General features: G+C 64.0%; 14 protein-coding genes. 1 reads left to right on the forward strand and 13 read right to left on the reverse strand.

The genetic code is table 11. The features are described from left to right. Positions 1-53 precede the first annotated feature (53 nt). The 7 genes from pyrF to pyrR are packed head-to-tail and all read right to left on the reverse strand — an operon-like array spanning position 54 to position 8901. Positions 54-929: an orotidine-5'-phosphate decarboxylase gene (gene pyrF, locus LRQ04_RS13960; protein WP_235520738.1), complete on the reverse strand. Its 876-nt coding sequence runs from the start codon at positions 927-929 to the stop codon at positions 54-56. Beyond that, complete coding sequence (carB, locus tag LRQ04_RS13965) at positions 922-4230, reverse strand: carbamoyl-phosphate synthase large subunit (protein ID WP_235520739.1); 3309 nt, start codon at positions 4228-4230, stop codon at positions 922-924. The genes pyrF and carB overlap by 8 nt, the downstream gene beginning before the upstream one ends. After that, on the reverse strand, positions 4230-5486 hold the full coding sequence (gene carA / locus LRQ04_RS13970) for a glutamine-hydrolyzing carbamoyl-phosphate synthase small subunit (protein ID WP_235520740.1): 1257 nt from the start codon (positions 5484-5486) through the stop codon (positions 4230-4232). The genes carB and carA overlap by 1 nt, the downstream gene beginning before the upstream one ends. Then, positions 5467-5988, reverse strand: coding sequence for a hypothetical protein (locus tag LRQ04_RS13975; protein ID WP_235520741.1), 522 nt, complete (start codon positions 5986-5988; stop codon positions 5467-5469). The genes carA and LRQ04_RS13975 overlap by 20 nt, the downstream gene beginning before the upstream one ends. Beyond that, a complete protein-coding gene (locus LRQ04_RS13980) occupies positions 5988-7313 on the reverse strand; it encodes a dihydroorotase (protein WP_235520742.1) in 1326 nt (441 codons plus the stop codon). Before LRQ04_RS13980 ends, LRQ04_RS13975 begins: the two co-directional genes overlap by 1 nt. Next, positions 7313-8320: an aspartate carbamoyltransferase catalytic subunit gene (locus tag LRQ04_RS13985; protein WP_235520743.1), complete on the reverse strand. Its 1008-nt coding sequence runs from the start codon at positions 8318-8320 to the stop codon at positions 7313-7315. Before LRQ04_RS13985 ends, LRQ04_RS13980 begins: the two co-directional genes overlap by 1 nt. Beyond that, positions 8317-8901 carry a bifunctional pyr operon transcriptional regulator/uracil phosphoribosyltransferase PyrR gene (pyrR, locus tag LRQ04_RS13990; protein ID WP_235520744.1) on the reverse strand — a complete coding sequence of 195 codons (585 nt, stop codon included), beginning with the start codon at positions 8899-8901 and terminating at the stop codon, positions 8317-8319. Before pyrR ends, LRQ04_RS13985 begins: the two co-directional genes overlap by 4 nt. Before the next feature lie 155 nt (positions 8902-9056). Between pyrR and LRQ04_RS13995 the strand changes: the two genes are divergently transcribed. Beyond that, positions 9057-10289 carry a PrsW family intramembrane metalloprotease gene (locus tag LRQ04_RS13995; protein ID WP_235520745.1) on the forward strand — a complete coding sequence of 411 codons (1233 nt, stop codon included), beginning with the start codon at positions 9057-9059 and terminating at the stop codon, positions 10287-10289. A gap of 79 nt (positions 10290-10368) precedes the next feature. On the opposite strand, the gene nusB is transcribed toward LRQ04_RS13995, so the two are convergent. The 6 genes from nusB to aroC form a co-directional block, all read right to left on the reverse strand. Next, on the reverse strand, positions 10369-10779 hold the full coding sequence (gene nusB, locus LRQ04_RS14000; RefSeq protein WP_235520746.1) for a transcription antitermination factor NusB: 411 nt from the start codon (positions 10777-10779) through the stop codon (positions 10369-10371). After that, positions 10779-11342, reverse strand: coding sequence for an elongation factor P (gene efp, locus LRQ04_RS14005; protein ID WP_011774957.1), 564 nt, complete (start codon positions 11340-11342; stop codon positions 10779-10781). The genes nusB and efp overlap by 1 nt, the downstream gene beginning before the upstream one ends. 155 nt (positions 11343-11497) lie before the next feature. Then, on the reverse strand, positions 11498-12019 hold the full coding sequence (locus LRQ04_RS14010) for a lipopolysaccharide assembly protein LapB (RefSeq protein ID WP_235520747.1): 522 nt from the start codon (positions 12017-12019) through the stop codon (positions 11498-11500). After that, positions 12016-13107 (reverse strand): 3-dehydroquinate synthase, encoded by a 1092-nt coding sequence (gene aroB / locus LRQ04_RS14015; protein ID WP_235520748.1) that lies wholly within the window; start codon positions 13105-13107, stop codon positions 12016-12018. Before aroB ends, LRQ04_RS14010 begins: the two co-directional genes overlap by 4 nt. Beyond that, on the reverse strand, positions 13104-13661 hold the full coding sequence (locus LRQ04_RS14020) for a shikimate kinase (protein WP_374198950.1): 558 nt from the start codon (positions 13659-13661) through the stop codon (positions 13104-13106). Before LRQ04_RS14020 ends, aroB begins: the two co-directional genes overlap by 4 nt. After that, complete coding sequence (gene aroC / locus LRQ04_RS14025) at positions 13661-14860, reverse strand: chorismate synthase (RefSeq protein ID WP_235520750.1); 1200 nt, start codon at positions 14858-14860, stop codon at positions 13661-13663. The genes LRQ04_RS14020 and aroC overlap by 1 nt, the downstream gene beginning before the upstream one ends. Positions 14861-14885 lie beyond the last annotated feature (25 nt).

The raw sequence follows: 14885 nt of genomic DNA on the forward strand, positions 1-14885 counted from the left end.
ACTGATCCTGAACCTACCGGCAGGGGCCCGGTTGCGCAATGCAGCCAGGCAACTTACTCGGAACGGAGCCCATCCCTGGTCTGCTCGGTAGCAGCCCGCAAGGCCGTAACCGAGGGTCCAGCGGCCAGGATTCCCCGGCTTGATGTCGCGAGGACAGTCGGATACGCGGCCCCAAAAGTGGCACGGAGATCGGCGGGGGTAGCGCCCTGGGCACCGAGTCCCGGGGCCAGGATGGCACCACGGACCGGACCGAGGTCGATGTCGAGGTCCTCCAACGCCGAACCAATGGTGGCACCCACCACCAGGCCAACCGAACCCAGTACCCCGTCATAGCGCGCGTTCTCCGCGGCGGCCTCGGCCACAATGCGCCGGGCAACGGAATCAGCGCCGCCAACATGCTGGACGGACTTGCCCTCAGGGTTGGATGTTAACGCGAGCACAAACACTCCCCTGCCGTATTGGGCGGCGAGATCCAGCGCCGGACGCAGCGACTCAAAGCCCAGGTATGGGCTCAAGGTCACAGAGTCCGCGGCCAGCGATGACCCGTCCCGCAGCCAGGCATCGGCGTAGGCAGCCATCGTGGAGCCAATATCACCACGCTTGGCGTCAGCGATGCTCAGGACACCCGCATCCGAGGATGCGGCCAGGGTGCGCTCCAGCACTGCCATGCCGGCAGAGCCGTGCCGCTCGTACAGTGCCACTTGCGGCTTCACCGCGGCAGCGAGGGAACCCACGGCCTCCACCACCGTCAGCGAAAAGCGTTCCAGCCCGGCGGCGTCGTCGTTCAGTCCCCACTCAGCAAGGAGCTGCGGGTGCGGGTCGATCCCGACGCACAGCGGACCGCGGGCCGTCATGGCGGCAGCCAGCCGGGAGCCGAACGACTCCCGGACCGGCTGCTGTTCCACGTGTGGCGAAGCAGACTCAGGCATTGGCTGCTTCCACTGCCGCTGCCAGGTTGCCTGCGTGCTCCTGCAGGCTGGTCACGGACCATTCGTACGTCCGCAGCGCTTCAATGGCCTGCACAGCGGCGTTGAACTCGGCAACGGTGGTGATGCAAGGAATGCCGATGGACGTCGCTGCGGCACGGAGTTCGTACCCGTCGCTGCGGGCTTCGCCGCCTGAGGGCGTGTTGAAGACCATGTCGATCTCGCCGGCAACGACGAGGTCGGCGATGGTTCCTTCGCCTTCGGCGCTGCTGCCCTCGGCGACCTTGCGCACCGGAGTGGCCTGGATGCCGTTGCGGCGCAGGACATCTGCCGTGCCACCGGTGGAGACGATCTCGAAACCGAGGTCCGAGAGGCGCTTGACGCCCATGATCACCGAACGCTTGTCACGGTTGGCGACCGAAACGAAGATCTTGCCTTCGGTGGGCAGTGCATTGTTGGCGGCAGCCTGGCTCTTGGCGAAGGCGGTGTCGAAGTGCTTATCGATACCCATGACCTCGCCGGTGGAGCGCATCTCAGGGCCGAGCAGGGAGTCCACAACCTTGCCCTCCGGGGTGCGGAAGCGGCTGAACGGCAGGACGGCTTCCTTGACGGCAACCGGAGCGTCCAGGGGCAGCGTGGAGCCGTCCCCCGTCTCCGGCAGCATCTTGTAGGCAGTGCGGAGCTGGTTGATGGTGACACCCGTGCCGATGAGCGCCGCGGCCTTGGCCATCTGCACACCCGTGGCCTTGGAGACGAACGGGACCGTGCGGGAGGCCCGCGGGTTGGCTTCAAGGACGTACAGGACATCGGAAGCCAGCGCGAACTGGATGTTGATCAGGCCGCGGACACCCACGCCCTCGGCGATGGCACGCGTTGCGGTGCGCACGCGTTCGATCACGTTGTTGCCAAGGGTGATCGGAGGAAGCACGCAGGCAGAGTCACCCGAGTGGATGCCGGCCTCTTCGATGTGCTCCATGATGCCGCCGAGGTACATGTCGGTGCCGTCGAAGAGCGCGTCGACGTCGATTTCGACGGCGTCCTCAAGGAAGCGGTCGATCAGCACCGGGTGGTCCGGGGTGATCTCGGTGGCGTTGGCGATGTAGCGGGAGAGGTTGGCTTCGTCGTAGACGATCTCCATGCCACGGCCACCCAGGACGTAGGACGGGCGCACCAGGACCGGGTAGCCGATCTCATCTGCGATCTTCTTGGCGTCCTCGAAGGAGACGGCGGTGCCGTTCTTCGGGGAGGTCAAGCCGGCTTCGTCCAGCACGCGGGCGAAGGCGCCACGGTGCTCGGCGAGGTCGATGGCCTCAGGCGAGGTACCCAGGATCGGCACGCCGGCATCGGCGAGCTGCTGCGCCAGCTTGAGCGGGGTTTGGCCGCCGAGCTGGACGAAGACACCCATGACACCGCCGGTGCGTTCTTCTGCCGCGATGACCTCGAGGACGTCCTCAAGGGTCAGCGGTTCGAAGTACAGGCGCGTGGAGACGTCGTAGTCGGTTGAGACTGTCTCGGGGTTGCAGTTGACCATGACGGTCTCGTACCCGGCCTTACGCAGGGCCATGGAGGCGTGCACGCAGGAGTAGTCGAACTCGATGCCCTGGCCAATGCGGTTGGGGCCGGAGCCGAGGATGATGACCGAGGGCTTGGCGTGCAGGCCCACCTCATCTTCTTCGTCATAGGACGAGTAGTGGTACGGAGTGTACGCGGCGAACTCTGCGGCACAGGTGTCCACCGTCTTGTAGACCGGACGGATGCCCAGTGCCTGGCGGACACCACGGACCACTGCCTCATTGTTGTGCGTCAAAGCACCGATCTGCTCGTCGGAGAAACCGTGGCGCTTGGCATTGCGCAGCATTTCCTCGTTGAGCACGCCGGCCTTGCGGATCTGCTGCGCAGTCTCGTTGAGCAACTGCAGCTGGTCCAGGAACCAGGGGTCGATCTTGGTGGCCTCGAAGACCTCTTCCAGGCTTGCCCCGCCCAGGAGGGCCCGCTGCACCTGGTGCAGCCGGTCGGTGGTGGGACGCTTGGCCTTCTCAAGGAGCTCGGCAACTTCGTATTCGGGGACGGAGCTGAAGTCCAGCTGCGAGCCCTTCTGCTCCAGGGAACGCAGGGCCTTCTGCAGGGCCTCGGTGAAGTTGCGGCCCATGGCCATGGCCTCGCCGACGGACTTCATGGTGGTGGTGAGGGTGTTGTCCGCTGCCGGGAACTTCTCGAATGCGAAACGGGGAACCTTGACCACAACGTAGTCCAGGGTCGGCTCGAACGATGCCGGCGTCTTCTGGGTGATGTCGTTGGGGATCTCGTCAAGCGTGTAGCCCAGGGAGAGCTTGGTGGCGATCTTTGCGATCGCGAAACCTGTTGCCTTCGATGCCAGGGCCGAGGAGCGGGAAACGCGGGGGTTCATCTCGATGACCACCACGCGGCCCGTGGCAGGGTCGATAGCGAACTGGATGTTGCAGCCACCGGTGTCCACGCCGACTTCGCGGATGACGGCAATGGAGACGTCACGCAGCTTCTGGTACTCGCGGTCCGTCAGGGTCAGGGCCGGAGCTACCGTGATGGAGTCGCCGGTGTGGACGCCTACGGGATCGAAGTTCTCGATGGAGCACACAACAACGACGTTGTCGTTCTTGTCGCGCATCATCTCCAGCTCGTATTCCTTCCAGCCAAGGATGCTCTCTTCGAGCAGGACCTCGGTGGTGGGGCTGTACTGGAGGCCCTGGCCGACGATGCGGCGGAGGTCGTCCTCGTTGTACGCCAAGCCGGAGCCCAGGCCACCCATGGTGAAGGAAGGACGGACCACCATCGGGTACCCGAGGTCTTCCGCTGCCGCAAATGCTTCGTCCATGGTGTGGATGATGTGGCTGCGTGCGGACTCTGCGCCACAACGTTCCACCACGCCCTTGAACTTCTCGCGGTCTTCGCCGAGCTCGATGGCGGCAATGTTTGCACCAATGAGTTCCACGTTGTACTTCTCCAGCACACCGTTCTTGTCCAGTGCGATGGCGGTGTTCAGTGCCGTCTGGCCGCCCAGGGTGGGCAGGATGGCGTCCGGGCGCTCCTTGGCGATGATCTTCTCCACCACCTCGGGGGTGATGGGCTCAACGTAGGTGGCATCCGCGAACTCGGGGTCCGTCATGATGGTGGCGGGGTTGGAGTTCACGAGGATGACGCGCAGGCCTTCCTCCTTGAGGACACGAAGTGCCTGGGTGCCGGAGTAGTCGAACTCGGCAGCCTGGCCAATGACGATCGGGCCCGAACCAATGACGAGGACGCTCTTGAGATCTGTACGCTTGGGCATTACTTCTTGTCCTCAGTCTTGGAGTCGTTGGAGTCGTTGGAGTTTTCGCCTGTGGCCTGGGACTTGGTGTCGGCCATGAGGTCGATGAAGCGGTCAAAGAGGTAGGCGGCATCGTGCGGGCCAGCGGCGGCTTCGGGGTGGTACTGGACCGAGAACGCGGGGATGTCCAGGCAGGCGAGCCCTTCAACGACGTCGTCGTTCAGGGAAACGTGGCTGACTTCAACGCGGCCGTAGCGCTCTTCCGGTGCCACCGTGGCGCCGTTCAGCGGCGCGTCGACGGCAAAGCCGTGGTTCTGGGAGGTGATCTCCACCTTGCCCGTGCGGCGGTCCATGACGGGCTGGTTGATGCCGCGGTGGCCGTAACGGAGCTTGTACGTACCGAATCCGAGGGCGCGGCCGAGGATCTGGTTGCCGAAGCAGATACCGAAGTACGGCAGCTTCTCGTCCAGCACCGAACGCAGGAGCTTCACCTGGTGATCGGCCGTCGCGGGGTCGCCCGGGCCGTTGGACATGAAGAAACCGTCGGGCTTGACCGCGTTGACGTCCTCCACGGTAGACGTTGCCGGGAGGACGTGGACGCGCACGCCACGCTCGGCAAAGCGGACCGGGGTCATGGCCTTGATGCCCAGGTCCACAGCGGCGATGGAGAACCGCGGTTCGCCTTCCCAACCGTGGTCCTTGGGCTCAACAACGTAGGCCTCATCGATGGAGACTTCCTCGGCCAGGGCCGCGCCTTCCATCGGAGCACTCGCCAGGACTGCGTCCAGCAGCTCCTTGTCCGAGGCCTGGGCGGCTTCGCCGGAGAAGATGCCTGCGCGCATGGTCTTGTGCTCGCGGAGGTGGCGGGTGATGGCGCGGGTGTCCACGCCCTGGATGCCGACAACACCCTGCTCCGTCAGTTCGTCATCCAGCGAACGCTCGGAGCGCCAGTTGGAGGGTCGGCGTGCGGCGTCGCGCACAATGTACCCGGCCACCCAGATGCGGCGGGACTCGGCATCTTCACTGTTGACGCCCGTGTTGCCGATGTGCGGGGCGGTCTGGACGACCAGCTGACGCGCGTAAGAAGGGTCGGTAATGGTTTCCTGGTAACCGGTCATGCCGGTGGCGAATACCGCTTCACCGAGCGCGGTCCCCTGGGCGCCGTAGCTGCGGCCGCGGAACATGCGGCCGTCTTCGAGCACCAGCACTGCTGCTGAGGAGGTGGGGGTGGTGGCTGCTTTACTATCCGTCACTTTATTACTTTCCACTATCGGCATCTGCCTGAGGGGCTGCGGAGATCAATTCCTGGAGGGCTTCGAGGAGGAGCTGCTTGTCGGCTGCGTGCCTGGACCGGAAACCGGTGTCCAGTTCGCGGGTGCCCAGTTTCCAGCTGATGACCACGAGTCCGTCCTTTTCGACGAACTTCCCGGTCATGCCGTCTGCTGTGTGGCTGTCCTGCACAGCCGAGCGCGGGATAAAGACCGGGGCGGCGCCGGATCGGTCAAACAGCACGCCTTCGGCGTGAATGCTCAGTTCCGCATTGGTCCGGATGCCCAGGCCCTGAACGGCGATTCGGTCCAGCCAGTCGCCCGCGGTCGTGGTGGCCACGTATTGGCCATCTGCGACGACGGTGGCAGGGGTCAGCTGCTCCGGAACCTCGGGGAGGCGTTCGACGTCGGCTTGTCGCCTCAGTCGGTTCCGCCAACCCAGCCAGAGCATCGCCAGCACGACGGCGATCAACGGAACCGTGATGAGCACGGTCAATGTCTGGTTGTCCATCAGTTACCGCTGACTGCAGGGTAGCGGTACGGGGTGTTGAGTTTGCCGTCGAGGACAGTGGGGTGGCCCTTGAAGAATGTCGCCACCACTGAACCGGGCAGCTCTTTGCCCTTGAACGGTGAATTGCGGCCCATGGTTGCCATTTTATGGGGGTCGACGGTCCAACGCGCAGCCGGGTCCACCAAGATGACGTTGGCGGGCTCCCCGACGTCCAATGGGCGCCCTTGGTCGGCAACGCGTCCGATCACGGCCGGAGTGAACGAGGTAACCCTGGCGAAGTCTGCCCACGACATGAGGCCGGTTTCGATCATGGTTTCCTGCACCACCGAGAGCGCGGTCTCCAGGCCGGTCATGCCCATGGCTGCCTGTGCCCATTCACACTCTTTGTGCTCACTGGGGTGCGGAGCGTGGTCGGTGCCCACGACGTCGATGGTGCCATCGGCGAGGCCCTCGCGCAGCGCCTGCACATCAGCGTCCGTGCGGAGCGGCGGATTGACCTTGTACACGGGATCGTAGCTGCGGACCAGTTCGTCGGTCAGGAGCAGGTGGTGCGGGGTGACTTCAGCGGTGACGTTGATGCCGCGGGCCTTTGCCCAGCGTATTATCTCCACGGAACCGGCGGTGGAGACGTGGCAGACGTGCAGGCGGGAACCCACATGCTGGGCGAGCAGGACGTCGCGGGCAATGATGCTCTCCTCGGCCACGGCCGGCCACCCTGTCAGCCCCAGCACCGCCGAGACAGCGCCTTCGTTCATCTGTGCCCCGGCGGTAAGGCGGGGTTCCTGCGCGTGCTGGGCCACGACGCCGTCGAACGCTTTGACGTACTCCAGTGCGCGGCGCATGATGACGGGATCGTGGACGCAGATGCCGTCATCGGAGAACATCCGGACCTGGGCGCGTGAGTCCGCCATGGCACCGAGCTCGGCGAGCTGCTCGCCGGCCAGTCCCACGGTGACCGCGCCGACCGGACGGACGTCAACCCAACCGGACGCACGGCCCAGGCTGTGGACCTGCTCGACGACGCCGGCCGTGTCCGCCACCGGGTTGCTGTTGGCCATTGCATGCACGGCGGTAAAGCCACCCAGCGCAGCGGCCCGGGTTCCGGTCTCCACGGTTTCAGCGTCCTCGCGGCCCGGTTCGCGGAGGTGGGTGTGGACATCGACCATGCCCGGCAGCGCGATCAGGCCCTTGCCGTCAACGACCGTGGCGTCGCCGTCCGCGAGGTCCTTCCCGCGTGCTTCGATGATGCCGTCGCGGATCAACAGGTCCTCAGGTTCACCGCCGAGGATGGCTGCCCCACGAATCAGGTAGGTGTTCTCTGCCATCAGTTGGTCTCCTTGCTGGACTGGATTGCGTTCGGGGCAGCTTCGCGGGAATCCCCGGAGAGCAGCAGGTAAAGGGCGGCCATGCGGACCGAGACACCGTTGCGTACCTGCGCAAGCACAGTGGAACGCGGCGAATCCGCGGCGGCCGAGGAAATCTCCAGGCCGCGGTTCATGGGGCCGGGGTGCATGATGATGGTGTCCTTCATGCCAAGGTCATCCAGGGCACGCAGACGCGCGTCGTCGAAACCCCAGCGGCGCGAGTACTCGCGGGTTGATGGGAAGAACGACGCGTTCATCCGCTCGCCCTGGACACGCAGCATCATCATGGCGTCGATGCCGGCTTCCAAGGTCTCGTCCAGGTTGTAGCTGACCTTGCAGGGCCAGTGCTCGACGCCGATGGGCAGCAGGGTGGGTGGCGCCACCAAGGTGACGTCAGCCCCAAGGGTCTTCAGCAACCAGACGTTGGAACGGGCCACCCGGGAGTGCAGGACGTCACCGGCGATTGCCACGCGCATGCCCTTAAGATCGGCTCCTGTGGAGGCCGTTCCCTTGAGCTGGGCCCAGTGCCGGCGCATGGTGAACGCGTCCAGGAGTGCCTGCGTGGGGTGTTCGTGGGTGCCGTCACCGGCGTTGATCACGGCAGCGTCGATCCAGTCCGTCGCTGCGAGGCGATGGGGTGCCCCGGAGGCCCAGTGGCGGATGACCACCGCGTCAGCGCCCATGGCAGCCAACGTCTGCGCGGTGTCCTTGAGCGACTCGCCCTTGGACACCGATGAACCCTTGGCTGCGAAGTTGATGACGTCAGCGGACAGGCGTTTGGCTGCGGCTTCGAAGGAGATGCGCGTACGGGTGGAGTCCTCGAAGAAAAGGTTGACCACTGTCCTGCCGCGCAAGGCAGGAAGCTTCTTCACTTCACGCTCGCCCACTGCCGACATTTCCTCCGCCGTATCCAGGACCCGGATGGCATCGAAGGCGCTGAGGTTCTCGGTGGAAAGAAGGTGCTTCACTGGCCGGCCTCGATCACTACTTCGTTGACGGGCACGCCATCCACGGTGTCGATTTCCTCCAGGTGGACCCGGACCTTTTCGGAACTTGAAGTCGGCAGGTTCTTGCCAACGTGGTCTGCGCGGATCGGCAGCTCCCGGTGGCCCCGGTCCACCAAAACGGCCAAACGGACAATCCTCGGGCGGCCAAGGTCAACCAAGGCATCCAGTGCGGCCCGGATGGTACGTCCCGAATACAGGACGTCATCGATCAGGACAACAACTTTGTTGTCAATCCCCGACAAGGGCAGGCGGGTGTGGCGCGGGGGCCGGGTGGGCTGGTGCGAGAGATCGTCACGGAACATGGTGACATCCAGTTGGCCGACAATCGTTTCGGCGATGACCGTGGGGTCGGCAGCTGCGATTTTGTTGGCGAGCCGCACGGCCAAAGGGTAGCCGCGGCTGGGAATGCCCAAAAGAACCAGATCCTGGGAGCCCTTGTTGGCTTCAAGGATCTCGTGGGCGATACGAGTGAGCGCACGGTCAATGTCCGCCTGGTTGAGGACAACCCGCGACGGCAGGTGCGCTGAAGTGACTTCAGTCATCGCTCGTCTCCCCTTTCCCCGCCTCACGGGACGGAATTAAAAAAGGAATATTTGCTTTTCCAAGCTACCACAACGGCAGTTTCCCGCTTCACCCGAGGGCGCCGGGCGGGACGAGTTTAAGCTCACATTCCCCGCCGTGGAATAGGCTCAGTCCCATGACCATGAACCCTCACGGCCAACCCTATCCGCGGCCCTATGTGGAACCCGGCGCCAACCCCACCTGGATGGGGCGGGTGCAGCCCGCCAACTACCAGCACGCTCCAGGCAATCCGGCATCACTCCCCCAACAAACCTGGGCAATGCCGCCGGCGCCGAAACGGTCCATGGGCACACTTCCGCTGGTCATCGGTGGCGGGATCCTGGCACTTGCCAGCCTGCTGCTGGTTCTCCCCTTCCTTCTGGTCAACACGGGAATCACCGGCTTCGTGATTGGCTTCGTCGCCTCCCTCATTCCGTTGACCGTGGTGCTGCTCACCGTCCGCCTCATTGATCGCTGGGAGCCGGAACCAAAGCGGCTCCTTTGGTTCGCCTTCACGTGGGGCGCTGCCGTGTCCATCGCAGGCACGCTGCTGATCCAGCCCTTGTTCGCGCTGGCCGCACCCACCAGCAGCGAAGAAGCCTTCACCTACTTCATGGCCACCGTCCAGGCGCCAATCGTCGAGGAGTTCACCAAGTCGCTGGGACTGCTGGTACTGATCCTCGCGGCCCGGAAATACTTTGACGGTCCCGTGGACGGCGTTGTCTTTGCCTTCACCATCGCCGCCGGATTCGCGTTCACGGAAAATATCCTCTATTTCGGGCGGGAGATTGCCTCGTCGACCGATCCCGGCACCGACTTCGTACGGATTTTTATCCTCCGCGGACTCATGTCGCCATTCGCCCACGCCGTGTTCACTGGCACCACCGGACTGATCATGGGCTTCGCCGCCCGCAGATGGCATCCCGGCTATGCAGTGCTGGCGTTCTTCGTGGGCTTGTTGCCGGCCATGTTCTTGCACAACCGATGGAACAGCATGGGCCAGGACTTCCTGGTGGAGTACTTCGTGGTGCAGGTTCCCATTTTCCTGACGGCAACTGTGGGGATCATCCTGCTTCGCGTGGCCGAGGGGAAGCTCACGCGCCAAAGACTCCTCGAATACGCCCGCGCGGGATGGTTCACACCCGCTGAAGTGGAGATGCTTGGCACGTCCAGGGGCCGGCGCCAGGCCCTGCGCTGGGCGTCGTCCCGGGGAAGGACAGCGCAAATGCGGAACTTCATCAAAGGGGCCACGGCTTTGGCCTTCACCCGTCAGCGCATCCTTAGCGGACGTGACGTACCGGTCCACCAACACGACGAACTCGAGCACCTTCGCGCCATACCTGCCCTGAGGGCGGCAGTCCTCCAATAGTGCGTGGACGGATCCCGGACAAAAAAGGACCCGCTTCCCGGTTTCCCGGGAAGCGGGTCCTTCCAACCTTTGCCGCCGATCAGGCCAGCAGTGAAGGCTTGAGCTTCTGCAAACGGCCGAGCAGGCCATTAATGAAGGCCGGCGACTCGTCCGTGGACATCGTCTTGGCGAGGGCGACGGCCTCGCTGACGGCTACGCCATCAGGGACTTCGTCGTTGTAGAGCAGTTCCCATGCGCCGATACGGAGGATAATCAGGTCCACGGACGGCATCCGCTCCAGAGTCCAGCCCTGGGCGTACGTCTCAAGGAATTCGTCAATGGTCCCCTGCATGGAGACCACGCCTTCAACGATTTCCACCGTGTAGGGGTTGATCACGAGGTCAGTCTTCTCCCGGCGCGCCTTGAGCGCATCGAAAGCCGAGACGGAACGCTGCTCCGCTTCGAAAAGTACTTCCAGAGCCCTGCTACGGGCTTTACCGCGGGCGCTCACTAGTCGTTGACCCGGCCCAGGTAGCTGCCATCGCGGGTGTCGACCTTGACCTTGGTGCCCTGTTCGACGAACAGGGGTACCTGGATCTCGTAGCCGGTTTCAACAGTGGCAGGCTTGGTGCCTGCGGAGGAACGGTCACCCTGGAGGCCGGGCTCCGTGTAGGTGATTTCGAGGACGACGCTCGGGGGCAGTTCGATGTAGAGCGGGGTGCCCTCGTGGATGGCGATATTGACCATCTGGTTCTCGAGCATGAAGTTGGTGGCGTCGCCTACCGTTGCACCGGAGACGGTGATCTGGTCGTAGTCCTGGGTATCCATGAACACGAAGTCTTCGCCGTCCTGGTACAGGTACTGGTAGTCGCGGCGGTCAACCGTTGCGGTTTCGATTTTCAGGCCGGCGTTGAAGGTCTTGTCGACCACCTTGCCGGACATGACGTTGCGCATTTTGGTGCGGACGAAGGCGCCGCCTTTGCCCGGCTTGACGTGCTGGAACTCAATGATGTTCCAGAGCTGGCCCTCGAGCTTCAGTACGGTCCCGTTCTTGATGTCGTTTGTGGTTGCCACTCGTATCCTCTGGTTAATCGCACTGGTTCTAGCTGCCAGCTATCTATGCCAAGCAGGCGTGCCAATCGGCGCGCCAGCGCGTATTTATCAAAAATCCAAAAACCATTCTACCGGCAAAACCGGCCGAGGCTTGCGGGCAGCGTTTCCGGTGGCTCCTAGGAAGCCAGTTCCAGCACGTTCCGGGCGCGCTGCAGGGCCACTGCGGACGAGTAGATGAGCGCGGCATCAGCAGCCATCGCCACGCGCAGGTCCAAGGCCTTGGCGAACTCTTCCGACGCCGCCAGCGCGTTCCCACTGACAAAGTAGGCACGGCCAAGGTACTGGTGGACGATCGCTTCCTTGGAACTGCCCTGGACATCATGCAGCAAGTGCTTGAACAACTGCACGGCCCGGTCCAGGCGATGGGTGGCCCGGTGCACTTCGGCTTCGAAGATCCGGAGGCGGAATGACTCGGGGTCCTTATAGCGGGCCTCGGCAAGGAGCTCAGCGGCTTCGTTTGGCTGGTTATCGAGCAGGAGGGCCATGATCCGGTCTGCCGGATCCCCGGAGGCCGCCAGTGCTGCTTCCATTGCTTCTTCGTTGACGACGACGGGAAGCAGCGTGTCCGGGTTCATGCGCACGCCCGGGAAACCGGCTGTCGGCCAGTCGCTCACGCCGTCCTGCAGGGCGATGCTCATGATGCGATTTCCTGGTAGGCCGCAAACAAGAGCGAAGTGTCAGGAACATCCAGGATGCCCGGCTTGGCGATGCCGTCAAGGACAACAAAGCGCAAAAGGTCGCCGCGGGACTTCTTGTCCCGGCGCATACCATCCAGCAAACCCTGCCAGCGGTCCCTGCGGTAGGTGATCGGCAGGCCCAGGCTCTCCAGGATGGTCCGGTGCCGGTCGGCGTCGGCATCGGACAGGCGGCCCACGCTGCGGGACAGCTCAGCGGCGAACATCATGCCCACCGATACAGCGGCACCGTGACGCCAGGAGTAGCGCTCAACCAGCTCGATGGCGTGGCCCAGAGTGTGCCCGTAGTTGAGGATCTCGCGAAGACCGGATTCCTTCAGGTCCTGGGACACGACGTTGGCCTTGACGGAGATTGCCCGCTCAATAAGCTCACGGACAACGTCGGAGCCGGCATCCATAGCGGCCTCGGTCTTGTTTTCCAGCAAGCCCAGGATCACGGGGTCGGCGATGAAACCGCACTTGATCACTTCGGCCATGCCGGAAATGAGCTCATTCTTGGGCAGGGTCTGGAGCGTGTCGAGATCAACAAGCACGGCCGCCGGCGGGTGGAAGGAGCCCACGAGGTTCTTGCCCTCTGCGGTGTTGATACCGGTCTTGCCACCCACCGAAGCATCCACCATGCCGAGGAGGCTGGTGGGCATGTGGATGACCTTGACGCCCCGGAGCCACGTCGCTGCCACAAAGCCCGCCAGGTCGGTCACTGCCCCGCCGCCCACGGCAACGATGGCGTCCGATCGGGTGAAGTCGTTTTGTCCCAGCACCTGCCAGCAGAAGGCGGCAACCTGAATGTGCTTGCCTTCCTCGGCGTCCGGGATCTCCGCCGTGAGCGCCGTGAAACCGGCAGCCTCAAGCTCGTCACGGACGGTATCGCCTGTCAGGCGCAAGGCACGTGGGTGGATGACCAGGACCCGTCGAACACGCTCACCGAGCTTGGCCGGCAAGGACTCCAGAAGGCCGCGGCCCACCACGACGTCGTAGTTTTCGCTGGCGGCCTGTCCAGTCACCTTGATGACCGTTGCTTCGTTGCTCACTTTTCAACTTCCTGTTTCAAGGCTGCATGCTCGCGCAGCCGCGCCTCCAGCTGGAGGCCGATTTCCGCCACGGATCCTGAGCGCACATCAATGACCAGGTCCGCGAGACGTTCGTAGACGGGACGCCGGGTGGCAAATAGCAATTCCCAGCGTTCCATGGCGTCACCCTGCAGCAAAGGCCTCCCGGTGTTGCGCGCAATCCGGTCGGCGACCGTTTCCGCGTCACATTCGAGGTAAACCACAGTGCACTCGCCCAGCAGTTGTTGGGTGCCGGTGTCCAGGACCGCTCCCCCGCCAAGGGAGATAATGGCCGGCTGCGCCTTGGCTGACTCTATGGACTTCGCCACGGCACGTGCCTCAATTTCACGGAACGCATGCTCCCCGCGCCCAGCGAAAATGTCTGCGATGCTGCCATGCGCGGCAACAACCACTGCGTCGGTATCCACGAAGGGCAGCCCCAGCTGCTGCGCAAGTTGCTGGCCTATGGCCGATTTACCGACGGCCATTGGACCCACCAGGACGACAGGGCGGCCAGGCCGGATATCGGGGACCACTACCGGCCGACCGAGTCCAGGGTGGCCGGGATGCTGTCGAGGTAGCTCTGCAGGTTGCGCTGCGTTTCGGCAACGGAGTCGCCGCCGAATTTCTCCGCAATGGCTTCGGCGAGAACGAGGGCAACCATGGCTTCGGCAACGACGCCGGCGGCGGGCACCGCACAGACGTCCGAACGCTGGTGGTGGGCCTTGGCAGGCTCTCCGGTGCTGACATCGATGGTGCGAAGCGCACGCGGAACCGTGGCGATCGGCTTCATGGCGGCGCGAACACGCAGGACCTCGCCTATGCTCATGCCACCTTCAATGCCACCGGCACGATTGGTCTGGCGGACGATCCTGCCATTCTCGTCCTTGAGGATTTCGTCGTGGGCAGCCGAGCCGCGTCGGGCAGCGGTCAGGAAGCCGTCCCCAACCTCCACGCCCTTGATGGCCTGGATACCCATCAGTGCTGCGGCCAACCGCGAGTCGAGTCGACGGTCCCAGTGCACGTAGCTGCCCAGTCCAGGCGGAAGCCCGTAGGCGAGCACTTCGACAACCCCGCCCAGGGTTTCGCCTTCCTTGTGGGCTGCATCCACCTCGGCAACCATCGCGTCCGAGGTTTCGCGGTCGAAGCAGCGCAGGGGGTCGGCGTCAAGCGCCAGAACGTCCGTGGGCAGCGGCAGCGGCCGCCCTTCCGGAACTGTCACGCTGGCAATGGAAACAGTGTGGCTCACCAACTCGACGCCCAACTGCTTCAGGAACTGGGCCGCGACGGTGCCAAGGGCAACGCGGGTGGCAGTTTCCCGGGCGCTGGCACGCTCAAGGACCGGACGGGCTTCGTCGAAGCCGTACTTTTGCATGCCCGTGAAGTCGGCATGGCCGGGACGGGGCCGGGTCAAGGGAGCGTTGCGTGCCTGGTCGGCGAGCACTTCGGGGTCCACCGGATCAGCAGCCATGATCTGCTCCCACTTGGGCCACTCAGTGTTGCCCACCTGGATGGCGACTGGGCCACCCTGGGTCAGGCCGTGACGGACGCCACCCATGATGGTGACCTCATCCTGCTCGAACTTCATCCGGGCACCACGTCCGTAGCCCAGGCGGCGACGCGCCAGCGCGTCGCGAATCTGCCCACTGGTGAGTTCAACACCGGCGGGCACGCCTTCAACAATTCCGATCAGAGCCGGACCGTGGGATTCACCGGCAGTCAACCAACGCAACATATAACCAATCCTGCCATGTAAGGCT

This window comes from Paenarthrobacter sp. AR 02 (assembly GCF_021538675.1).
In the GTDB taxonomy this organism is placed as follows: domain Bacteria; phylum Actinomycetota; class Actinomycetes; order Actinomycetales; family Micrococcaceae; genus Arthrobacter.

Bases quoted from the DNA above. Each gene is read 5' to 3' on its own strand.
- pyrF (WP_235520738.1), bottom strand. From the start codon at position 929: ATGCCTGAGTCTGCTTCGCCACACGTGGAACAGCAGCCGGTCCGGGAG.
- carB (WP_235520739.1), bottom strand. From the start codon at position 4,230: ATGCCCAAGCGTACAGATCTCAAGAGCGTCCTCGTCATTGGTTCGGGC.
- carA (WP_235520740.1), bottom strand. From the start codon at position 5,486: ATGCCGATAGTGGAAAGTAATAAAGTGACGGATAGTAAAGCAGCCACC.
- LRQ04_RS13975 (WP_235520741.1), bottom strand. From the start codon at position 5,988: ATGGACAACCAGACATTGACCGTGCTCATCACGGTTCCGTTGATCGCC.
- LRQ04_RS13980 (WP_235520742.1), bottom strand. From the start codon at position 7,313: ATGGCAGAGAACACCTACCTGATTCGTGGGGCAGCCATCCTCGGCGGT.
- pyrR (WP_235520744.1), bottom strand. From the start codon at position 8,901: ATGACTGAAGTCACTTCAGCGCACCTGCCGTCGCGGGTTGTCCTCAAC.
- LRQ04_RS13995 (WP_235520745.1), top strand. From the start codon at position 9,057: ATGACCATGAACCCTCACGGCCAACCCTATCCGCGGCCCTATGTGGAA.
- LRQ04_RS14010 (WP_235520747.1), bottom strand. From the start codon at position 12,019: ATGAGCATCGCCCTGCAGGACGGCGTGAGCGACTGGCCGACAGCCGGT.
- aroC (WP_235520750.1), bottom strand. From the start codon at position 14,860: ATGTTGCGTTGGTTGACTGCCGGTGAATCCCACGGTCCGGCTCTGATC.